We start from the raw sequence: 22,672 nt of genomic DNA, 5'->3' as shown, positions 1-22,672 counted from the left end.
CTAAATCAATTTTGTGAATATATCTTCACATTCTGTTTTAACTTTCTACAGAACTAGATTTTCTCTGTTTACAGTTGAATAAATAGACAAAAATAAGTGATATGTTAAGATGTAACTACAGCTAAAAATCAAGCTGAGGATATTTGACATGACGACATTTACAGCAATGAAGACGACATTACGTGAGGAAGCAACGATTCCAGTGCTTGCTATCGATGCGTTTAGTGCGGCATTTAATCATGCAAGTCAGTCAAACGCTACAATCACTTATGTAAAAGATCAACAGCTGGTCCAACAAAGCAATGGTGAAGTCAAAGTTGTTGAAGATTTATCTTCTGCCTATGTGGTTCCCAAGCTTAAACACAGTGTGTTAAAACGTAAAAAGAAACAAGAGGTGATGGCATAACTTTATATGCGACAGCCAAGAATAAGAATGTTTGCTGGTCCAAACGGATCAGGTAAAAGCACAATTAAAGACTATTTAGCGCCCCATCAGATTGGGGCATATTTAAATGCAGATGAGCTTGTAAAACAATTATCTGCGACTCAAAGTTTGTGCTTAGATGATTATCATCATGATTTATCTAGCGCAGCGTTACTGAAATTTTTAAAACAAAAAAAACGTAAAAAGAATGACCAAGTCGTGCCGCTATTATCCTCAAAACCACAAATTGTGGATGGACTCATTATATTTAACCGAGATGAAATCGACTCCTATCTTTGCGCACGCATTATCGATTTTATTCGGATGGAATTTTTAAGGTTAAAAATGAGTTTCACTTTTGAAACTGTGATGTCGCATATCAGCAAAGTAGAGTTTCTACGTGAAGCCCAGAAACAAGGCTTTAAAACGTATCTGTACTATGTGGCAACCGTTGACCCAAAAATTAATATTGGACGTGTGCAATATCGGGTCGCTACAGGTGGTCATGCTGTACCAGTGCAGAAAATCTGTGAGCGCTATTACCGTAGTTTAGATTTATTGATGTTGGCAATTGAAGCCTCAGATCGTGCATATATTTTTGATAATTCAAGTCACGGTGAAAAAGCAGCTTTTATTGCAGAGATCGAAAAGGCTGAAGTACTAAAACTAAATCCTGTTGTAGAGCATTTCCCTAAATGGTTTGTAGACAAAGTATTGAGTGAATTTAATTAACTTTAAGATTAGATCTGTTTGATAAACAAAAAATCATGTTGAGTGAAGCATATTGGTATTAAAAGTTTCTTCTTCGTTTAGGATAAGGCAAGAATGAGGGGGTTTTATGTTGATTTATCGTATTAAAAAGGGTTGATAAACGAAGTTTATTGGCAAAATATTAAAAATTAAAATAAATTATAAGCCATTGATTATTCATTATAAATATGAATAAAGCTATTCAAAGATTTAAATCAAAACTAAAAATTAGGCTGTGCAATTCGTAGCTAATCATATAGCGATTATATTTGCAGTTATGACTTTGATTTGCACATTTCTATATATCATTATCTGAAGATGAGGTTGATTAATTTAAATAAATATATATTATAAAAACATATATTGTATGGATTTAAAGCAATGCATGATTTTATACTGGCCTTTTTGGGAGGAGTTCTACTTGGGCTGGCTGTAGTTGGCTACTTATTTGTAAATGGTCGTGTTGCTGGGGTAAGTGGTCTAATTGCACAAGTCCTCAATCCACACAGAATTTTTAAAACACCTGCTTTGTGGTTTTTATTGGGCTTATTCAGTACACCATTTATCTATGGAGTGATTTTTAATCCTGAAATCGTGATGCTAACGACAAGCCCAATTTTACTTGTCATCGCAGGTCTATTGGTTGGCTTTGGCACACGATTAGGTTCAGGCTGTACCAGTGGTCATGGAATTTGTGGGATAAGTCGTTTGTCTAAACGCTCAATTGTTGCGACTTGTACCTTTATGCTGGCTGGATTTATCACAGTGTATGTGATGCGTCATGTGATTGGAGCTTAATCATGAAAAATATCTTTGCATTTATCTTTGGCGGGCTATTTTCTGTAGGTTTAATGCTTTCGGGGATGTCGAATCCAGCAAAAGTCATTGGTTTTTTAGATATATTTGGCCAGTGGGATCCAAGTCTGGCTTTTGTGATGATTGGCGCAATAGTCGTTGCATTTATTCCTTCTCAAAAAGCGATACGTCATCCTGTGACTGTGTTTAATGAAGTGATCGAATTACCAAAAAATACCCAACTCGATACAAAGTTAATTGCAGGCGCTTTCATTTTTGGTATAGGTTGGGGAATAGCTGGAATCTGTCCAGCACCCGCATTTACATTGATTGGTTTGGGTTATTATCAAGCCTTATATTTTATTGTTGCCATGCTGTTTGGCGTATTGATTCATCGCAAAGTGACAGGAGCATAATTTTTTATGAATCCATTTGTACAAGATTTTTTTGATGAAGCCAGTAATACCTTTAGTTATGTGGTGGTTGATCCTGCAACTCAATACTGTGCCATTATTGACAGTGTATTGGATTATGATGCGGCATCTGCAACAACATCGACAACACATGCAGACCATATTATTCAGTATATTCAAAAACATCATCTTACAGTGCAGTGGATTCTTGAAACACATGTACATGCAGATCATTTAACAGCATCACAATATTTAAAAGAACAGTTAGGTGGTCAAATCGCCATGAGTGAAAAAATTGTGACTGTTCAAGATATTTTTAGTCAAATTTATAATTTTGATTATCAGGCTTTAAAAGCACAACATTCCTTTGATTATTTATTTAAAGATCATGAGATTTTTAAGATTGGTGAGTTAGAGGCATATAATCTCCCTACGCCAGGTCATACCCCAGCTTGTTTGACCTATGTGATTGGTGATGCAGCCTTTGTTGGTGATACTTTGTTTATGCCTGATTATGGCACAGCGCGTTGTGATTTTCCAAAGGGCAGTGCGGCACAACTTTATGATTCTGTAATGAAAATTTTTAACTTAGCAGAGCATACTCGGTTGTATTTATGTCATGATTACCTGTCAGAATCACGCCTAGATTATCATTGCCAAACAGACATTAAGAGCCAACGTGAAGAAAACATCCATATCCATACAGGGGTAACTAAACAAGCCTTTATTGCGATGCGGGAACAGCGTGATGCTACATTGGCTATGCCGAAATTGATCCTTCCAGCCATTCAAATCAATATGAATGCAGGTCAATTTCCTGAACCTGAAATAAATGGTATTCGTTATTTAAAATTACCTTTAAATTATTTTAGGTAAATTGCTTAAATTAAAATGTATTTATTAAATGATAATGATTTGAATTTTTGTTCAATAATTATGCGACTTAATCACGATGATTATTTATTTAGTTTTTTAAAATAATTTTCTTTAATATGCTTGAAAATTACGCAATGATTGATTTTTTTATGAATATTGTTAAGATTATTGTAAATAAGTGCAGAACTCAAGCATGGAATTGAGTCTCTTTAGAATAAATCATAACAGGGGGATTTTTTCTCATATTACAAAATATAAAATTTATTTATCAGGTTGATATTTAAAGATAATTTAAATAAACATGGGTTTGTCATAAATTTGAAACATACCTAAAAACTTAAAAGAATAGATTTTATAAACATTATTGTATACAATTTAAACTTATTGGTTAAAGTGTGACTTATATCACATGGTTTTTTTAAAAAAATAACGACTCGACACTTGGGTTATACAAGAAGCTGTGGTTATTTAAAATACATATAAGTTTGAACAATGGTTTATCTTAATTTTTGCGTTGATAGATAGGATTAATTTATGGCAGGCATTTATTTACCTTTGCATTCGAGTTTGAATCAGGTGGGTTCATTTCCAAAGTCTATAACTCCTCGATCTGCGCAAATTTTGAATGAAGTCAAAGAAGCTTTAGATCTGATACCACACCTTATTTGGGTGACAAAATTGGGGATTGGCTATTGTAATACCCCATTAAAAGAATTTATTGGTGTAGATACGCACAATATTTGCGATTCCGATTGGATTAAATGCTTACATCCTGATGATGCAGAACATATCTATAATATTTGGATAACAGCGCAGAAAACTGGTCAACGTTTTGAAAAAGAATGTCGTATCCGTCATGTGAATGGCGACTATCAATGGTTTTTGCTGATTGCTCAAAGTACGGTTTATAAACAACAGTTTTTTGATTGGACCATAACCTGCACCAATATTCATGAACGTGCAACGTTATTACGTGAAACCAGTGAGTCACTAAAAGCCAATACAGATATGCTTGATGTCAGTGTCGACTGTATCAAAATTATTACACCAGATGGTTATGTGTCACATATGAATAAATCTGGTTGTATTGCATTACTAGGACAAGAAAAAGTAAAAACTTTTGGTATGGAATGGCTTGGACTATTACCACCAGAAGTGCGTGAGCAGGGTAAAAAAGCCATTAAAGAAGCGGCAAAAGGGAAAAACGCCAGATTTGCAGGTAAAAGTGTCTTTGGTAATTTAACCATGTATTGGGACAATATTTTAACCCCTGTTGTCAATGAAAATGGTCAAACCACCAGTATTTTGTGTGTTTCACGAGATATAACCAAACAACGGATTGCCGAAGAAAAACTCAGAGTGATCTGTGAATTTGATGAAATGACGAGTTTGATGAATCGTCGTGCATTTAAAAGAAGATTAAAGGCATCAATCTCTAAAGCCAGAGAAAACCGAAGCAAAATTGGATTATTACTGATTGATTTAGATCATTTTAAACATATTAATGACACATTAGGTCATTCTGCTGGTGATCATTTACTTAAGGTTTTATCTAAACGCCTTGCGCATTGTTTAGATGAGAATGCCTATATCTCAAGACTCGGGGGAGATGAGTTTGCGGTGGTGATTGACCATGTGGAAAGTCATGCGCAGATTGAGGCTGTTTCCAAAAAATTATTACAACAACTCGATGCGCCTATTACTTATAGCGGTAAATTGCTGAATGGTGGTATGAGTATCGGCGGTTCAATTTATCCGCATGATGCCAAAGATGGTTCAGGATTGTTGAAATGTGCAGATGCTGCTTTAAATGACCTTAAAGAACGGGGTCGTGGTGGTATTCGTATGTTTGGTGTAGACATGTTTGAAATTGCCCAAAGTAAAGCCAAGCAATTAAATACAGCGCGCCAAATTATCCGTAACAATCAAATTGAACCATTTTACCAACCTAAAGTAAAACTGGATGATTGCTCAATTATTGGTTTTGAAGCATTACTCAGATGGCGAGATGTAGAGGGCAATGTTTATTTACCTGCGACTGTTGCTGAAGCATTTAATGATTTTGAGTTAGCGACTAAAATCAGCGAAACCATGCACGATAAAATATTTACAGATATTTCTCATTGGATCAAGCAAGGCTTTAACGTTGTACCGATTTCAATCAATGCTTCACCTGTAGAGTTTATGCGGGATAATTATGCCGAAATTTTATTAAAGCGCTTGACCCAGTATGCCATTCCACATCATCTTGTTGAAGTCGAGATTACTGAACATGTTTTGGCTGATCGTGGCTATGAATATGTCATTCGAGCGTTAAAAAAACTTAAACAAGAAGGTGTGCGGATTGCCTTAGATGACTTTGGAACAGGACATTCATCGATGACGCATATTCGTGATTACCCTGTAGATAGTTTAAAAATTGACTATAACTTTGTAAATCGTATGCATGAAGAAAAGTCAATTAAAGCGATCGTGGAAGGGATTGCAAAATTAGGTCCAATCCTTTCTTTAGATATTATTGCAGAAGGGATTGAAACGATTCAGCAGCTTGAAAATTTAAGAGCCGTGGGCTGTAAATTTGGCCAAGGTTTCTTATTTAGCCAAGCGATTTGTGCTGAACAAGTGCAAGAAATGTTGCAGTGATGGGCTTTGGATTAACAACAATGATTGGGTTAAATTGTGCCTTAACTCAATCATTTGTATTCCATACATAAAATATAGAAAAACTTTAAAAAAGGGCTTGAAAAGTCTACAGACTACAGGTATTGTAAATTCAATATAGATTTTTATGAACGACATAAAGATGAAAAAGCAACCTGTAATCGCTACTTCTTATTATTTCTGGCAATTCTTTAGATAATTGCCTGAAGTCGTTCGGGCAATGAATTGGTTGCCCATCAAAGTTAATACCTGATCGGCAACACCGATCAGGTTTTTTTATATCTGAATGTTAAAAATATTTTGAATCAATTAAGTGTAAAGATTTTGGAGAATGTCATGATGAAATTTAACTACGTATACTTTAGCAACTTTTATTGGACTTACTTTGGTCAAGTGAAAAACCTGATCGCCCATTTGAATAGATCCCATACGCTCAAATAAAAGTTCGGACTTTGTAGAGTCCAAAGGAATACATCATGAATGCACTAAATATTGCTTTACAACAAAATCAAACCATAGAAACTCAACTCAGTTTGCCTTATGAGTTAAAAGAAAAATTTGCATTAAAACATAAGCTTGCTTTACAAATTGCTGAGCAACGCCAAACAATTGAAAATATTCTCGATGGTACAGATGATCGTCTGTTGGTGATTACTGGCCCATGTTCTATTCATGATGAAAAATCCGCATTGGAATACGCAGATCGCTTAATACAATTACAAGAAAAAGTGTCAGATCAGATCTTTCTAGTGATGCGTGCATATATTGAAAAGCCACGTACAACAGTGGGGTGGAAAGGGTTTTTATACGATCCAAATTTAGATGGATCTGCCAATATGCAATTGGGCTTAGAAAAATCACGCCAATTGTATTTACAAATTATTGAAAAAGGTTTGCCAATCGCCAGTGAAATTCTAAGCCCTATGGCAACTGCATATTTTGATGATTTGTTGGCTTGGGGTGCAATTGGTGCACGGACCAGTGAATCACAAATTCATCGTGAAATTTCAAGCCATATGCCTTTTAGTATTGGCTTTAAAAATGGGACAGATGGCTCGATTCAAATTGCTTTAGATGCAATTCAATCTGCAAGTCATCCTCATCAGTTTCTAGCCATGGGTCAAAAGGGATTGCCTTGTATTGTACATAGTCATGGTAATCCTTTAGCACACATCATTTTACGTGGTTCAAATAAGGGCACAAACTATGATGCAGAATCGATTCAGCAGATCCGCCAACAGCATCAAGGGAAATTGCCCGCATTGGTGATTGATTGTAGTCATGGTAACAGCAGTAAAGATCCTTTAAAGCAACCGTTGGTTTTACAGCAAATCATTGAAGAAAGACATATAACCCATGTACGTGGTGTAATGCTAGAAAGTCATTTGGTGGATGGTAATCAAAAAATCTCTTGTGATATGACTTATGGTCAATCCGTTACAGACGGTTGTTTAGGTTGGAATAAGACGGAGCAATTGTTGTTGGATGTTGCAGAGCAGCTTTCGAAACAGGAGTTGTTGCAGACGGCTTGATGTACCTTATTTTCCGTTACGATATAAACAAAAAGATCAGACTCATCTGATCTTTTTGTGTTTAAACATTATTTTTAAGCATTAGGATTTTAAAAATTAAAGCCCAGCTTCATATTCGCTATTGCTGAGTAACTTTTCAACATCTGCAATATTGTCTGGTTTAATCTTATAAATCCAACCTTTGCCATACGGGTCATCATTCACAAAATCTGGATCATCTTCAAGGGCAGTATTCACTTCTACAACTTCACCCGAAACAGGCGCATGAATATCAGATGCTGTTTTAACGGATTCAACTACACCAGCTTGAGCGCCAGCAACCACATGGCTACCCACTTCAGGCGCTTCAACGTAGACTAAGTCGCCTAAAGCATCTTGAGCATGGTCAGAAATACCAGTAATCACAAGATCACCTTCAATTTTTACCCATTCATGTGTTGCTGCATATTTCAAATCTGAAGGATGATTCATAATGACTCCATTAATCAATTTATTTTTGGCACGAGTTATACAGGTTTTTTAATCAAAACAGAAAGCAGAGATACTGATAAACTTATTCATCGAAACAAATAATCGTGATAAATCACATTATAAGTATGGGTCTTTGCGCCAACTACTTGGGCTACGACCACTCCAGCGTTTAAATGCACGACTAAAGTTTGCAACATCACTATAACCGAGTTCATCTGCAATTTGTTCCAGTGTATAGTCAGTACGGGAAAGTAACGATGTGGCATGGCGATAACGTACTTCATCTACCAATGTAGAGAAAGAAGTACCTTCGGCAGCCAACTGACGCTTTAATGTACGGTCTGACATATGCAGACGATCTGCGACATTTTCAATACTTAAATAATGCTGTTCCGAATGAGTCAAGATATCACGTACACGCATTGCCAAGCGGCGCCTTTCACCCAAAGCTGAAAGTTCTGCTTCACATTGATTAATCGCAATTTGACTGGCAATCGGGTCAGCATTGACCATTTTTAAGCCCAAGTAGGATTTGTCAAAACTTGCAATGAGATGTGGCTGTTCAAAACGCATATTGTATTGCTTTGCCAGTTTCTCGATGTATTTGTCAAAACCATCAGGCTTGGGAAAATCAAAATCGATATCGCCATGCAAATAATCAATACCAGTTAAGGCTTTTGCCATGGTCATAATACCAAAGGTTAGCCCCATCACAATTTCCGTGCGTAAAGGTTCGATTTCGATATCACATTGCAATTGAAGTGTGGCTTTTTCACCAAAAGTAGAAAAATACAATTGTAGAAAGGGCATACGCAACTGGATAAAACGGTTGGCTAAGACAAGCGCATCGGTAATATCGTGTGCTGTCATGATGGCATAACCAATAAAGCCATGAATGGAGATACGCATTTGTGTACCAAGATGAAAGCCTAAGGTGCTTTCACCTGTAAGTTTTAATGCGTGTTTAATCAATTCATTGGCAAGTGGTGTCGGAATCCGACACTCAGGATCTGCTAACTGCTCGCTGGTAAAATTAAAGGGTGCGAAAAGTGTCTCTGCGCTATATCCCCAACGAGAAACAATATCTAATAATAATAGTCCATAAACACCAGGAATTCCCTGATCTTGGCGAGCTGAGACTGTTTTCATGTGCTTTCCATTGCTCTAAACATTGTTTTTACTTGTTTAATCATATTGTCATGATATGGAAAAACCCTTAAATATTGTAAGACAAATTTAGGATTAATGTGCATCAAAATTGCGCTTAAATACCACAATTTTAGTGGTTGAAATTAGCAATACATCGTCATCTTGATTTTTTGCTTGTGTTACATAGGTCACAATTGCGCGATCATTTTTGGTTTTAGAGGGCTGGATAGATACAATTTCGACATCGACATGTATTTTATCGCCCACACGCGTGGGTTTTGGCCATCTTAAACTTGATTCTGAACCAATTAAGCCATAAGCAACAGGGAAGCATTCAGTCCAAAGGCGCATGGTGACCGCTGAGGTATGCCATCCACTTGCAGCAAGTCCTTTAAAAATCGGGTGATCTTTGGCTTTTTCAGCATCCGTATGGAAAACTTGCGGATCATACTTATGTGCAAACTCTAAAACCTCATCCAAAGTCATTTCGTATTCACGACTTTTAAAATGATCACCAATATTTAAATCTTCCAAATACAACATTGTTTATACATTCCCTTAATTTCACACAATACTCATAAATAATGATGTTCTACGCATAAAAATTAAATTATTTAAACTTTTTCATTGTAAATCACCATTAAGCAATTTCAATGACTGTTTTGCCAATCATCCATTTTTTTAAGTCGAATTGAAATATCACTCAAAATATCGAGTGATTTAGACCATAATAACATTGTGTTATGTCCTGAAAGTAATGAAAATACGACCAAAGTGAATTGAACAAGCTTATGGTGCGTTAAAGCAATGTTTTAAGCATCCAAACTTCACAAACATGACTATGACCAGTATTACCTTTAGGTTGTGATAAATGCTTAAAGCCTAACTTCTCATAGAGTTTAATGGCTTGCCAGAGATCTTGAGTGGTTTCTAAATAACAAGACTGAAAGCCTTGTTGTTGTGCAAATTCAAAACACTTTTCTAAAATTTTCTTAGCAAATCCTAAACCACGGAGTTCAGGCAAAAAATACATCTTTTGAATCTCTAAAACAGTTGCATCACCTTGTAATGGTGAAAGACCTCCGCCACCAACAACGCGACCATTTGCATCCTCAATAATCCAATATTGGGCATTGGGTTGAGCATATACCTGATATAAATCATCCAAGATCGGGTCGGCTACAGCAAAGCCTGATTCAGGTGCTAAGCCAAATTCTTTAGATACTTCACGAATAACTTGTGCGATCGACGGATTGTCTTGTATTTGTATCGTTCTAATTTGGTACATAAGTAAATGAAAATAAAAAAGGTAGAATTTTTATAACAAAAATTCTACCTTTTGTGATCAGTTAAAAATTCAACTGATCAAAACTTTACCACTTGAATAGTGGTAAATAAGTAAATTTACAGGTCTTGCTGCAATACTATTTTAATTCACTCGAAGATTTACCCAATTCTCGACGGGCAATAATCAGCTGTTGAATCTGTTGTGTTCCCTCAAAAATATCTAGAATTTTTGAGTCACGCGCCCATTTTTCTAATAATTCATCTTCGTTATAACCCACACTGGCAGCCAGCTCTACACATTTTAAAGTGATTTCATTACAAATACGTCCAGCTTTAGCTTTGGCGATAGAGGCCTCACGAGAGTTTGGTTTTTTGTTATCTGCCATCCATGTGGCTTTTATGGTGAGTAAGCGTGCAGCTTCCCATTCTGCCTCCATCCGATAGATTTGTGCAGCCAAATTGGATGTTTGCAAATATGGAGCAGCATAATCGGGATCTAGTTCATCTTTAAAAATTTCTTTGATACGTTCTAAAGACGCTTTGGCACAGCCCACTGCCATGGCTGCAACAAGTGGACGGGTATTATCAAAGGTTTCCATCACGCCTGCAAAACCTTTGGCTACATCAATTTCTGCATTACCGAGTAAATTTGCTCCAGGGACACGGCAGTCAACAAAACTAATTGCCGCTGTATCGGATGCCTTAATGCCAAGTTTATGTTCAAGGCGTTCAACTTTCATTCCAGGTGTACCTTTAGGCACAACAAAAGATTTAATTGCAGCACGGCCCAATTTCTTATCTAAAGTTGCCCAAACCACGACTGAGTCAGCACGTTCCCCAGAGGTGACAAATATTTTTTCACCGTTCAGAATGTAATCATCACCATCTTTGGTTGCGGTTGTGCGAATCGCAGCAGAGTCAGAACCACAACTAGGTTCAGTAATGGCCATTGCAGCCCATGTCCCCTTAAAACGCTCAAGCTGTTCATCATTAGCGACGGCAGCAATCGCAGAATTGCCCAGCCCTTGACGGGGCATGGTCAGCAATAGGCCTGTATCGCCATAACACATTTCGATTACACCCAAGGCAGTCGACATATTGGTGCCATTTTTATTATTACTGTCGATATCGCCACGTTTATTAATTGCAGCGCCAGCATTGAGCCCATCACCACCGTCGTTCATACCATCCAGTAAAGAAGCCAGCATATCGAGTTCTTTAGGATAGGCATGTTCCGCTTTGTCGTATTTACGAGAAATTGGGCGTAAAACATTCAATGCAGTTTCGTGTGCTTGATCTAAAAGCATTTGGAATTTTTTTGGATTTTGTAAATTCATGATTTTTATCCTTTATCTTCTAAGTTAAGCGTGTAAGCCAGAATGTAGAACGGCAGTTGCACGTAAGTCGCGGTACCAACGCTCAGCCGGATGTTCCTTAGTAAAACCATGTCCACCTAAAATTTGCACACCATCTGTCGCAATTTTCATAGATTTTTCTGCACAAAGTAGACGGGCTAAATACGCTTCTCTATGGAAGGGTTGTCCTGCTTCTGCAAGACTGGCAGCATTTAAAATCAGCATACGCATTGCATCAATTTCAATCGCCATATCTGCGATCATAAATGCCACGCTTTGACGGTGTGAGATAGGTTCACCAAATGCAGTACGTTCATTGGCATATTTGATACTGTAATCTTTAACCGCTTCGCAGCTGCCAACAGCCATTGCACACCACATTAGATTGCCTAAATCTAAAAATGCAGGATAATTAAAATCGTCATCGCCTAAACGTTGGGCTGGGGTTTTGTCAAACTTCAAAGTTACCGTTTCAGTTGCTTTTAAACCCATTGCAGGTGATTTTTTCACTGTAATACTTGGATCTCGCTTTACAACGAAAACATCCGCTTGACCCTTAAAGTCTGCACTAACAAGGAATAAATCTGCTGTTGCACCTAATAGCACTAAAGTTTTTTCTCCAGTAATGCTGAATTGTCCATTGTTGGCAGTCGCTTTGGTTTTTAAGCGTAAGGGATTAAATGCTGGGGTTGCTTCTTGTACCGCAAAAGTGGCTTGAATATCGGTATCATTGGCAAAATTTGCTAAATAAACAGATTGAACTTTTTCAGAACCCCATTGTGTGATTGCATTGATGACACTAAAAGTAGAGAGCAGACCTGCAGCAAGTGAAAAATCCCCCTTAGCCAAGCGTTCGGCAATTAAAATATTACTCACAATATTTTTTTCAGATGCAACACCACCTAAAGCTTCAGGCAGTGCATAATAATTTAGACCTAAATTGGTACTGTGTTGCCAAAGCTCAACTGGAAACTTTTCGTCGTGATCCGCTTGATGGGCCAATTGATAAAGTACTTCGGACGCAAATTGATCCATGGCATCCACCGTCATTTGCTGTTCTTCAGTCAAACTCAGATCAAATAGGGACTTTTGCTGATTGGGCAGACGTTGTTTGGTTACATTTGAATCTGATTTAAATGCTTTTTGTGTTGCACTTAAGGTTTTAAAACCAGCTTTAGAACCTTGATAAAGTGATCTTTCGATAAATTTGCGCAATTTAAACTGATCAAGTAAATCACTACCTGCAATTTTTGTAATTAGATTTAAACCCAAACCTTGAGCTTTATTTACCATATTGGTCATGCCGAAGTCCCTGTATTTTAGTGTCGGTATACAACAATCCTGACATGCATAAAAATAAAAAACTATGTCAAAGCTGACAAAGTGATTGACCTTAGATGAATGGTAGAGTAGATGATATATTTGTTATTAATATTCTGATTTTTATTGTTTATTTTTAAATAAAAATACCCAACATTTGTTGGGTATTGGTAAAAGTGACATTTTTAAAACGTTTACAATCTCGTCTAACCTGTATGAAAACTAAAAAGATTAAACAAAAGGTACAATCATTTTACGAACATTGGTCTTTGCTTCAATCACCGTCATAAATGTATAAGCACCAATAAATTTACGACTGATAAACATAAATTCTTTTGGTGGAATACTGAAGTAACGTGAAGCCATTGATTTTGAAGCACGTTGCATCACACGGCTATGTAGCTGGCTTTTTTTCCAGTCATAACGGTTATGTTGATCCATCACCCCAGCAGGTAAATCTGGGTTATTTAAAGGTGTACTAAATGCTTCTGTTGCCAATAAAAATACTTTTGCCATATCGGGTTTAATGCTTAAAGGCATTGCATCAAAGAACTCATAGCCCGACATGGCATTGACCATTGCTTCAGCATCGTGGTTATAACCCGCTTTGATTAAATTACAAGCTACGCGAAGTAATTGGTCATCGAATTGACGTATAGCGCCAAAATCTAACAAAATAATTTTATCTTTTATCTCTTCACCATTGCCCAAACGAACAAGGTAATTACCAAAGTTCGGGTCGGTTTGCATTTCTCCCCACTCAAACAATTCACGAACTGCGATTTCAAGTGATGCTTCACCTAAAAGATTACGTCGCTCTTGTGGTAAAGACAGCATGACAGGGCTGTTGATGGGTACACCACGTTCAAAGGTCATGCACAGGACTTGATTGGTACAATAGTCATCAATAATTTGTGGCACGCCATAACGTGGATCTTCTTTAAGTCGCTGGCCAAAACGACGGGTTGTTGCCGCTTCAACTTTATAATCAACTTCACGATGCATCATTTCACGCACTTCATCAAACCACTGATCGAACTCACGGGTTTGTGGCACCATACGTGTCAATTTAAGCATATTTCGAAATAGGCTCATATCTGAGTCGATGGCGTCGGCTACACCAGGATATTGGATTTTAAGAACCAACTCTAATCCATCTGACTTACGTGTTGCACGGTGAACCTGAGCCAGAGAAGCTGTACCAATCGGCTCATGATCAATGGTAAGATCGTTGAGTTTTGAACCCAATTGACTGACCAATTGCTCTTTAATCGCAGGCCATGCAAGGGCAACTGTTTGATTATTGAGGGTGTTTAATGCTTGAGTAATTTCTTCAGGTAAAAAATGCTCGCCATAAAGCGCCATCATTTGACCGATTTTAACAATTGAACCTTTTAGCTTGCCAATTTCTTGCACAAGATAATTGGCTTGTTCTTTCATAGCTTGTTTACGTTTTTTTTCTTTTTCTTCTTCACTTGAAAAGATTGAACTCGCACTTGAAGCTGCCCAGCGTGTACCTGCCAATAATGATGCTTTTGCAATTGATAAGCGACGATCCATTGATGAGGTTTTTAACTGTTTGAGCTTTTCGTTCTGATCTGACATGAAGATAAAATCCTTTATAAGAGATTCGAAAAGATAAAAAGATGACTAATTGTAAGGAATATTACATGGAATGACTGTATTTAAACAGTTCAATTCGCTGAATGGGGGAATTAAATTAATTCCATCAAAATAGCCTAAGCAATATTAAAATTTACATTCTAAATTGGATTTTAAGCTCTTTGCGGAGTATTAAACCTTGCTTATTTGAAGCAATGTAATTGATGATCAGATCTTTAACGCTTTGATTAGTAAATCCCAGCGCATAGCCTTTAACAATGATAATGCTGGGCAAGCTAAAGAAAAAATATTTTACATCGTCTAGAGAAGGCGCTTCGTAAACACCTTGTTCAGTGAGGGTTTGTTGAAAAAACTGCTTTTCAATTTTGACATTTGGAGTGGATTCATCATCCCACCATGACTGACGCATCGCCATGAGGTTATTATGTTTGTAGCTCATAAATTGACTAAATTCATAAATATTTAAAAACTTGTTGTATATATAAAGGTGAAATGACCCAATTTCAAGTTAAGTGCTCAATCTCAGCAATTTTGCCACAAATAATTTATATTTTATAACCAAGCAGATTGATTTGTTTTAAAAACATACAACAATAGGCTTGAAAATAAATCTAAAAAACGAGTGACATGGCAAAACAAAGTTGATTGTTTTAAATCAAGTTTTAACAATAATTTATCTGCAATGATTGTATTTAGTTTCAAATCTTTTACACTCTTTTAGATAGGGGATTGTTGCTAATCAGTGCCAGAGTTCTTTGGATTAAAATAATGATTTTGGGATAGGGGAATTGGATGTATTTAAAGTATTGGGGTATCAGTTTAGTTGTATTATTGCCGATGCACACGCAGGCGATCGGTTATAGCTCAGATTATTTAAGCTGTATGAATTCAGCAGGTTCAAGCTCGGGAACACTTGCCAGTTGTATGAAAACTGAGTTGAGCAAGCAAGATGATCGTTTGAAATCATTATTTAAACAGACGTTGGATCTGTATACAGACAAGCAACAGAAAGTTCAAAAGAAATATCAAAAACAATGGTTTAAACTTCGAGATCAGCAGTGTGATGAGTCAAATAAATCAGTTTCTGATGATTATAAAATGAAGTATTACAATTGTGCCCTCAAACAAACAGTCAATAGAGCCAATATGTTAGAGAAACAAAGCTATCGTTTATAGTGCTTTATTGCACTATAAAATAATTGCTAAGTAAATTGTCGTAAAGCATTATAAATGTCATGCAAAACAAGGTATCATAAGGCGTTTAAAAATATGACCTTGGAGAAACCTTAAGTGGATCGACCGACTATTAGCCCTGAACATTTACAGGAAGCTGCTGAAAACCTATCAACAATTCGTGATTTTATTCGTTTTGGGGTTACAGCTTTACGTCAATACGATGCACATTTGGGTCAAGGTACAGAAGATTATTTCGCAGAAAGTTCTGCCTTGGTTTTACAAACGCTTTCTTTGGAATGGAAGGCGGATGCTGAAATTTTAGATTCAAAATTATTGCCAAGTGAAAAAGCTGAGTTTTTAAACCTACTCGAACGTCGTGTAAATGAAAGAATTCCAACCTCTTATTTACTTAACCTCTCTTATTTCTTTGGTAAGCCATTCTATGTTGATGAGCGTGTGTTAATTCCTCGTTCACCGATTGCTGAATTGATCGAAAACCGTTTTGCACCTTATTGTTTAGATGAAAATGGACAAACACGTGCAGGCGTGAATAATTTACCTGAAAACCCAAATCCAAAAACACCGCAACGTATCTTAGATATGTGTACGGGTTCAGGTTGTATTGCGATCGCGCTGGCATATGCATTCCCTGATTCAGAAGTAGATGCAACTGATATTTCTAAAGAAGCATTAGAAGTGGCTTCTATTAATGCGGAGCACCACAATAAGCAATATCAGGTGGCTTTGCTTGAGTCAGATTTGTTTGCCAAAATTCCAGCTGAAAATCAATATGATTTGATCGTTTCAAATCCACCGTATGTGGATGCTGAAGATATGGCTGATCTTCCAGATGAATTCCATCATGAGCCTGAACTTGCGTTAGCGGCTGGTCAAGATGGTTTGGATTTAGTTCGAAAAATGTTGGCTCAAGCTGCTGATTATTTAACTGAAGACGGTTTAATCGTAATTGAAGTAGGTAACTCAGAATGGGCAATGAAACAGAATTTTAATACCATTGATTTTTACTGGTTACAGTTCCAAAAAGGCGGTACAGGTATTTTTGCTTTGACTGCTGAACAATGTCGTACATTCCGTGATTTATTTATTCAATCTATTCAAGCTTAAGGAGTCGTAAGCATGGCAGGTAACAGTATTGGACAACTCTTCCGTGTAACGACTTGTGGTGAATCTCACGGCGTAGGCTTGATGGCAATTGTTGATGGTGTGCCACCGGGTCTTGAATTATCTGCTGAAGATTTACAAATTGATTTAGATCGTCGTAAACCGGGCACTTCTAAGTTTGCCACTCAGCGTAAAGAGCCAGATGAGGTTGAGATCATTTCTGGAGTTTTTGAAGGTAAAACGACAGGAACTTCAATTGGTTTATTGATCCGTAATACAGATCAAAAATCTAAAGATTATGGCAATATTGCGCAAACTTTCCGTCCAGGCCATGCAGATTACACCTATACGCAAAAGTATGGTTTCCGTGATTATCGTGGTGGTGGTCGTTCAAGTGCACGTGAAACGGCGATGCGTGTGGCAGCGGGTGCGATTGCAAAGAAATTTCTTTTTGAGAAATTTGCGATTGTGATTCGTGGCCACGTGACGCAAATTGGTACAGAAAAAGCACAAGCTTTAGATTGGAATGAAGTTCCGAATAATCCGTTCTTCTGTGGTGATGTCAATGCTGTTCCACGTTTTGAAGCGCTGGTGACATCATTGCGTGAACAGGGGACCAGTTGTGGTGCAAAGCTTGAGATCCTTGCAGAAAAAGTACCTGTAGGTTGGGGTGAACCCGTATTTGATCGTTTAGATGCTGATATTGCCCATGCCATGATGTCCATCAATGCGGTGAAAGGTGTTGAAATTGGTGATGGTTTTGCCGTTGCAGAACAATTTGGTCATGAAACCCGTGATGAACTTAGCACAGATGGGTTTTTAGCCAATCATGCTGGTGGTATTCTCGGTGGTATTTCTTCAGGCCAAACCATCCGTGTAGCGATTGCGTTAAAACCAACCGCAAGTATTACTACACCAGGGAAAACCATCAATCTAGTTCGTGAAGATACAGATGTACTCACCAAAGGTCGTCACGATCCTTGTGTGGGCGTGCGTGCGACACCTATTGCTGAAGCCATGCTTGCCATTGTATTGATGGATCATTTTATGCGTCACCGTGCACAAAATGCGGATGTGGTTGCACCATTTGCCCCAATTGAACCTAAATAGCAAATATATTTGAGATAAGAGAGGGTATTTTAGTTTTGAAATACCTTTAATTATTAGAGTAAATTTCAAATGATTTGTTTTTTTACTTAATAGAGTTATTGCTTAACAAATTTAGCTGAATGATCTTGGATTCATTATTTTAAGTTAAAGATTTTGAGTTAAAAAAACCAGACATTTTGTCTGGTTTTTTATATCTATACTTGCTCAGTCTTATTGAGTAACAATTTGACCTGTATAACCCTTTAAGAACGTCAGATACGCAGAAGACTGTTGACCATCTGCCTTTAAGATTGAACGTTCAACATCACCCTGATTGGTTACCAATTTAAGTGAAATTTCTTTACCATTACGGAATGAGTTAAGAAAGCTGACAGGAACATTAATCGAGTTTGATGAAACTGTACCCGCGTATTGTGTCGTGTTAATGGTTGAATATGTATATGGCTGACCATCCACTAAAAAGACAAATTGGGTAATATCATATTTTGTTGGATTGTTAATTTCTGCTGTGATTTTAAATCCATCACGGACTTCATCTTTCCAACGCATAGAAAGTTCAGGGCAAACTTCATTTGCTTCACAGATTAAAGGGCCTTTTGTAACAACTCTTTCTGGATAAGAGCCAGCACAACCCGCCAAAGTTAAACATGCTAAAGAAGAAATTACCGCAAATTGAAGTTTCATACCGCTTCCTAATAAGTTCATTTGTGTTATTGATATGTTGATAATCTATGTAAAATTTACCGCTTTTTAGTTAAAAAGTGAATTAAATATTTCAGTAATTTGTATTTCAGTTAAGACATAGCATAAATCTTAAACAAAATTTAAGATTTTTAATATTTCCTTTGCAACATTTTCAGTTAATTGATTTAAACGAGTCAACGGCTCACCTTCAATAAAATATTTAAAATTCGACAATGTGTTTTGATAATAGATTGAGATAAAAAAAGTACCTTCTGGTTTTTCAATACTAGCACTCCCACCAGGTTTAAGTAAGCCCGTACAACTGACAATGATATCTGCAGCGCTAAAGAGTTTTTTCCCTTGAACTGCCATTGCTTTCGTGACTTCAACTGATTCAGCGCTATATTTTTCGATGAGGGATGGATCAACTTGTAAAATTGAAATTTTAATAGAGGGGTCGTAGCTGACTAAACCGCCTAATAAAATATCTGCACCACTGTTTTTATAGATCGAAAATTGGCTGGATAAATAACCAGAACTTGCACTTTCAATAAATGCGACTGTTAAATTCTTTCTTTCAAGCAGATCACAACATTGTTTTAAAAGCATCGGTATGGCTCTAAATTAATTATTTATATTCAATAATTTAACTATAGGTGAATTGAGGAAATTTGCAAGAAAACCAAATAAAAAATAAGCATATTGAGCCATGAATTTAATTATTTTTGGATATTTTTATATATAAATCATAATATTAACTTATATGGTTTATTAAAGACAAAATTAATCAAAAGAACGCTGAGTTGAAATAAGTTTGTCATATTCATTTGCCATAATGACGGCACAAAACAACAAAAGCGAAGAATAAGCATCAAATAACAATCACAGAAAGTTAAAAGAATAATCAGCGTAAAGTCTGTAAATATGCAGTCAACCCACTTCTCAATAGGTGGGTTTTCCTTTTTTGGGCCAATCGTAGAATTACTATGCAATATGATGAATTTTTATATTTCAAACGCGTCAAAAAGTGATATAAATAAAAATAAAGTGCATATGAAAATGGAGTGCGAATGATGAAAACGACTGTTAAGTATGTTGTCTTAAAAAGTAGAGAATATCAGCTTGGCACAGCCTTATTTGAAGAAAGTATTGAAGCCGAAGGAAATTATTTTGATCAAATACCTGAGGTCATCCACTATCAAAATCATAATTTTAAAGTAAAGTCCAAAGAACTTAGCCGTAAGCAAATTTTTGATGATTTTGAAGAATCTCAAACCATTTTAGTCAAAGTTATCGCGGTTTAATAATTTTTCCAAGTTATCTTTGATCTGGACATTGCATAAATAAAACCCAGCTAAACTGGGTTTTATTTATTTGGTTTTTAGGGGCGTTTGACAATTCGTCTACAACGCAAATCATTTATGAACTGTCTATAGACCCTAATCAATCACTGTTTGACAATCAATACAGGAAGTTTGGTTTGACCCAGTACATCTTGCGCAAAACTGCCTAAGAAAAACTTTTGGAAGCCTTTGCGACCATGCGATCCCATGATAATTAAATCTGTATGTAATGATTCAGCAGTTTTAATGATGGTTTCAGCTGCAACCGAGTCTCTCACGACTTGTGTATCAATTTGAACACCTTGCTGTTCAGCCAATTGTTTGGCTTTGCCCAAACCTTCTTCCGCATTTTTAATTGCTTCTTGAATGTAATCTTTTAACATATCTGGCGAATAGTAAAAATCAGCAGCAGCAAAAGGGTCTTCAGCAACGACACTGATCGCAGTGACTTTGCTTCCAAAGGCTTTGGCAATCGCAGCAGCATGTTTTAATGCAGAAAAAGAAATGTCAGAACCGTCAACTGGGACAAGAATATTTTGATAAGTCATAATCACACCTTTTTAATTAACATTTCAAATAAAATTAAGCTTCTTCTTGGGTAGATTTAATAATCAACACAGGCAGTGGAGAAATCGACAACACTTCTTGTGCAACACTCCCTAAGAAGAATTTCTTCAGACCAGTACGTCCATGAGAACCCATTACAATAAGGTCCACATTGAGTTCATCTGCAACATCTAAAATTCCAGTAGCAGGAGGAACTTCACGCACCACTTTGGTATCTACTGTTGTTACACCATGGTGAACTAAAGTTTCTTGAATATCTTTTAAACGTGCTAAAGCATTTTTTTCAGCTTCAAATAAATATTGTGTTACAGCAGGCGCTATTTTATAAAAATCGACGCCTTTAAAAGGATCAACTGCGATCACACTCATCACAGTAATTTTACAGTTAAAAGCAAGTGCAATTTTCTCTGCATGTTCAAGTGCAGCATAAGAAATAGGAGAGTCATCTACAGCAAGCAGTATGTGTTGATAAGCCATTATAAGTTTCTCTCTCTTTTGTCTGATTATTTATTCATTGATAACACATTGCGCTGTTAGTCGCAAATTGTCGATAAGAATTTTAGTTGATCAAAAGTGTGTTATTTCAAGCTTTTGTGAAATACACATAATTTTATTATGGTTTTATTTTGTAACGTTTAATTGTTCTGATTTTTTATTGAAATCTCGCTCATGTAAATTTGATCTCAGGTTTTGGGTTGGCGTTCTAAATAAGATGCAGTTTGAATTCTTACGATTCTAAAAACTGGCATGATAAATGCTTTAATTTAATGCAAACCGATATTTATGAATAAAATTTTGGCATCAATTTGGAACATTTTAAATCAAGTGCCATAGAAAAGTGGATCAATATGAAAATTTATACGCAACGTCTAGACCATATAGAGTCAAACATTGAGGCTGAAAGTATTGAATTGACTTTTGATACTCGGCAAAAGAGCCGTTTTCGTGCAACTTTAAATAATGGGCACGATATTGGTGCGGATTTACCACGTACAGGCATTTTGCGTAGTGGTTCTTATATTGCAACTGAACAAGGTGAAGTGTTACGTGTAGATGCCAAAGCTGAAAAATTAATGCAAGTTTCGGCACTGCATAGTTTTGATTTACTTAAAGCTGCATATCATCTGGGAAATCGCCATGTTCCGTTAATGCTTACTCCAACAGCACTTTATTTTGAACCTGATCATGTCCTTGCAGAAATGATCCAAGGTTTAGGGCTAACTGTAGATGAAGTTGAACATCCATTTGAACCTGAAAGTGGGGCATATGCCCAACATCAGCATGATCATCGTTTAAGCCCGATTAAGGCTTTACATCATGTCCATCACTAACGCATCGCAACTATTAAGTCTATTGACCCTGTCATCGACAGCCTTACCCATCGGTGCATATTGTTATTCGCAAGGGGTGGAAAGTGCGATTGATCAAGGCTTGATTCATGATGAAGCAAGCAGTATTGCTTATTTTGAAGAAGTACTGGAAATGTTGCTGGTTAGGTTTGAACTCCCCGTTTTAAAACGTCTGATGCAACATTATTTAGATGAAGCTGAATTTTTAAATTGGGCTAACTTTTATAAAGCGAGCCGTGAGTCGAAAGAATTACGGGCTGAATCTCAGCAGTTGGCATTTTCTTTGAATGCTTGGATTCGTGATGTTTTAAAACAGCAACCTGAGATTAAAAAGCAGTTTGGTTTTGTCCCTGTTTATGCACATTTATGCGGAACATTGAAACTTAATCTGGTGGATGTGCTGACAGCATATAGCTTTACTGTTTTAGAAAACCAAGTGCTAGGTGCGGTTAAAACTGTCCCTTTAGGGCAAATGAGTGGTCAAAGAATTTTGTGGCATTTACATGGCTTAATTCCTCAAGCGGTAGTGCGTGCCTTGGCCTTAGAAGATGATGAGTTAAGTAGTGCCTTGCCCAATTATGCGATGTTAAGTATGTCGCATGAAACTTTATATTCACGATTATTCAGATCATAAATGACACGTTTCATTCGCTATTTTTTATTGA

25 protein-coding genes are annotated in these 22,672 nt (G+C 36.7%); 13 read left to right on the top strand and 12 right to left on the bottom strand.

From position 1 onward, the window contains the following. Window positions 1–148 precede the first annotated feature (148 nt). The 7 genes from ACZ5QH_RS11565 (at window position 149) to ACZ5QH_RS11535 (ending at window position 7,451) form a co-directional block, all read left to right on the top strand. Entirely contained in the window at window positions 149–406 is a 258-nt protein-coding gene (locus ACZ5QH_RS11565) for a hypothetical protein (RefSeq protein WP_303576033.1), read from the top strand. Window positions 407–412: 6 nt separating this feature from the next. Then, complete coding sequence (locus tag ACZ5QH_RS11560; RefSeq protein WP_303576034.1) at window positions 413–1,156, top strand: zeta toxin; 744 nt, start codon at window positions 413–415, stop codon at window positions 1,154–1,156. A 399-nt stretch (window positions 1,157–1,555) separates the two neighbouring features. Further along, on the top strand, window positions 1,556–1,972 hold the full coding sequence (locus ACZ5QH_RS11555) for a YeeE/YedE family protein (protein ID WP_151802199.1): 417 nt from the start codon (window positions 1,556–1,558) through the stop codon (window positions 1,970–1,972). Between the two features lie 2 nt (window positions 1,973–1,974). Beyond that, window positions 1,975–2,385 carry a DUF6691 family protein gene (locus tag ACZ5QH_RS11550; RefSeq protein ID WP_303576035.1) on the top strand — a complete coding sequence of 137 codons (411 nt, stop codon included), beginning with the start codon at window positions 1,975–1,977 and terminating at the stop codon, window positions 2,383–2,385. 6 nt (window positions 2,386–2,391) lie between these two features. Then, on the top strand, window positions 2,392–3,258 hold the full coding sequence (locus ACZ5QH_RS11545) for an MBL fold metallo-hydrolase (protein WP_303576036.1): 867 nt from the start codon (window positions 2,392–2,394) through the stop codon (window positions 3,256–3,258). A gap of 534 nt (window positions 3,259–3,792) precedes the next feature. Next, window positions 3,793–5,901 carry a sensor domain-containing protein gene (locus ACZ5QH_RS11540; protein WP_303576037.1) on the top strand — a complete coding sequence of 703 codons (2,109 nt, stop codon included), beginning with the start codon at window positions 3,793–3,795 and terminating at the stop codon, window positions 5,899–5,901. 494 nt (window positions 5,902–6,395) lie between these two features. Further along, window positions 6,396–7,451 (top strand): 3-deoxy-7-phosphoheptulonate synthase, encoded by a 1,056-nt coding sequence (locus tag ACZ5QH_RS11535; protein WP_244012633.1) that lies wholly within the window; start codon window positions 6,396–6,398, stop codon window positions 7,449–7,451. 96 nt (window positions 7,452–7,547) lie between these two features. On the opposite strand, the gene gcvH is transcribed toward ACZ5QH_RS11535, so the two are convergent. The 8 genes from gcvH to ACZ5QH_RS11495 form a co-directional block, all read right to left on the bottom strand. Continuing rightward, on the bottom strand, window positions 7,548–7,922 hold the full coding sequence (gene gcvH, locus ACZ5QH_RS11530; RefSeq protein ID WP_004720254.1) for a glycine cleavage system protein GcvH: 375 nt from the start codon (window positions 7,920–7,922) through the stop codon (window positions 7,548–7,550). Window positions 7,923–8,039: 117 nt separating this feature from the next. Then, window positions 8,040–9,071, bottom strand: coding sequence for an AraC family transcriptional regulator (locus ACZ5QH_RS11525; RefSeq protein WP_004720255.1), 1,032 nt, complete (start codon window positions 9,069–9,071; stop codon window positions 8,040–8,042). Between the two features lie 93 nt (window positions 9,072–9,164). Then, window positions 9,165–9,614, bottom strand: a complete 450-nt coding sequence (locus tag ACZ5QH_RS11520; RefSeq protein ID WP_004720258.1) for a MaoC family dehydratase — start codon at window positions 9,612–9,614, stop codon at window positions 9,165–9,167. A 256-nt stretch (window positions 9,615–9,870) separates the two neighbouring features. Next, the gene (locus ACZ5QH_RS11515; RefSeq protein ID WP_034616573.1) at window positions 9,871–10,359 is read right to left on the bottom strand and encodes a GNAT family N-acetyltransferase; all 489 of its coding nucleotides are present in this window, start codon (window positions 10,357–10,359) and stop codon (window positions 9,871–9,873) included. A 136-nt stretch (window positions 10,360–10,495) separates the two neighbouring features. Continuing rightward, window positions 10,496–11,695 carry an acyl-CoA dehydrogenase family protein gene (locus ACZ5QH_RS11510; protein ID WP_303576039.1) on the bottom strand — a complete coding sequence of 400 codons (1,200 nt, stop codon included), beginning with the start codon at window positions 11,693–11,695 and terminating at the stop codon, window positions 10,496–10,498. Between the two features lie 24 nt (window positions 11,696–11,719). After that, window positions 11,720–13,006, bottom strand: coding sequence for an acyl-CoA dehydrogenase family protein (locus tag ACZ5QH_RS11505; protein WP_303576229.1), 1,287 nt, complete (start codon window positions 13,004–13,006; stop codon window positions 11,720–11,722). A 258-nt stretch (window positions 13,007–13,264) separates the two neighbouring features. Then, on the bottom strand, window positions 13,265–14,638 hold the full coding sequence (locus tag ACZ5QH_RS11500) for an ABC1 kinase family protein (protein WP_004720267.1): 1,374 nt from the start codon (window positions 14,636–14,638) through the stop codon (window positions 13,265–13,267). 151 nt (window positions 14,639–14,789) lie between these two features. Then, window positions 14,790–15,095, bottom strand: a complete 306-nt coding sequence (locus tag ACZ5QH_RS11495; RefSeq protein ID WP_004720270.1) for a hypothetical protein — start codon at window positions 15,093–15,095, stop codon at window positions 14,790–14,792. Window positions 15,096–15,448: 353 nt separating this feature from the next. Between ACZ5QH_RS11495 and ACZ5QH_RS11490 the strand changes: the two genes are divergently transcribed. The 3 genes from ACZ5QH_RS11490 (at window position 15,449) to aroC (ending at window position 18,064) form a co-directional block, all read left to right on the top strand. Next, a complete protein-coding gene (locus ACZ5QH_RS11490) occupies window positions 15,449–15,832 on the top strand; it encodes a lysozyme inhibitor LprI family protein (RefSeq protein ID WP_303576040.1) in 384 nt (127 codons plus the stop codon). A 114-nt stretch (window positions 15,833–15,946) separates the two neighbouring features. Further along, entirely contained in the window at window positions 15,947–16,957 is a 1,011-nt protein-coding gene (prmB, locus tag ACZ5QH_RS11485; protein WP_004720275.1) for a 50S ribosomal protein L3 N(5)-glutamine methyltransferase, read from the top strand. 12 nt (window positions 16,958–16,969) lie between these two features. Continuing rightward, window positions 16,970–18,064, top strand: coding sequence for a chorismate synthase (gene aroC, locus ACZ5QH_RS11480; protein WP_303576041.1), 1,095 nt, complete (start codon window positions 16,970–16,972; stop codon window positions 18,062–18,064). Window positions 18,065–18,274: 210 nt separating this feature from the next. On the opposite strand, the gene ACZ5QH_RS11475 is transcribed toward aroC, so the two are convergent. Together ACZ5QH_RS11475 and ACZ5QH_RS11470 are read right to left on the bottom strand one after the other, a co-directional pair. After that, window positions 18,275–18,748, bottom strand: coding sequence for a hypothetical protein (locus tag ACZ5QH_RS11475; RefSeq protein WP_004821699.1), 474 nt, complete (start codon window positions 18,746–18,748; stop codon window positions 18,275–18,277). Window positions 18,749–18,877: 129 nt separating this feature from the next. Then, window positions 18,878–19,357: a CinA family protein gene (locus ACZ5QH_RS11470; protein ID WP_034616588.1), complete on the bottom strand. Its 480-nt coding sequence runs from the start codon at window positions 19,355–19,357 to the stop codon at window positions 18,878–18,880. 464 nt (window positions 19,358–19,821) lie between these two features. Between ACZ5QH_RS11470 and ACZ5QH_RS11465 the strand changes: the two genes are divergently transcribed. Beyond that, window positions 19,822–20,052, top strand: coding sequence for a hypothetical protein (locus tag ACZ5QH_RS11465; RefSeq protein ID WP_034616591.1), 231 nt, complete (start codon window positions 19,822–19,824; stop codon window positions 20,050–20,052). A gap of 143 nt (window positions 20,053–20,195) precedes the next feature. Here the strand turns inward: ACZ5QH_RS11465 and ACZ5QH_RS11460 are convergent, their stop codons facing one another. Both ACZ5QH_RS11460 and ACZ5QH_RS11455 read right to left on the bottom strand, forming a co-directional pair. Beyond that, complete coding sequence (locus ACZ5QH_RS11460) at window positions 20,196–20,639, bottom strand: universal stress protein (protein WP_262086116.1); 444 nt, start codon at window positions 20,637–20,639, stop codon at window positions 20,196–20,198. A 34-nt stretch (window positions 20,640–20,673) separates the two neighbouring features. Further along, the gene (locus ACZ5QH_RS11455) at window positions 20,674–21,135 is read right to left on the bottom strand and encodes a universal stress protein (protein WP_056511305.1); all 462 of its coding nucleotides are present in this window, start codon (window positions 21,133–21,135) and stop codon (window positions 20,674–20,676) included. A gap of 371 nt (window positions 21,136–21,506) precedes the next feature. Between ACZ5QH_RS11455 and ureE the strand changes: the two genes are divergently transcribed. Both ureE and ACZ5QH_RS11445 read left to right on the top strand, forming a co-directional pair. Further along, window positions 21,507–21,989: an urease accessory protein UreE gene (ureE, locus tag ACZ5QH_RS11450; protein ID WP_004821691.1), complete on the top strand. Its 483-nt coding sequence runs from the start codon at window positions 21,507–21,509 to the stop codon at window positions 21,987–21,989. Continuing rightward, window positions 21,976–22,641 (top strand): urease accessory protein UreF, encoded by a 666-nt coding sequence (locus ACZ5QH_RS11445; protein ID WP_239045577.1) that lies wholly within the window; start codon window positions 21,976–21,978, stop codon window positions 22,639–22,641. The genes ureE and ACZ5QH_RS11445 overlap by 14 nt, the downstream gene beginning before the upstream one ends. Window positions 22,642–22,672: the final 31 nt, after the last annotated feature.

It is taken from the genome of Acinetobacter sp. Ac8, assembly GCF_055392545.1.
Note: the sequence above shows the minus strand (reverse complement) of the source record. Positions and strands in the feature narration are given on the sequence as shown.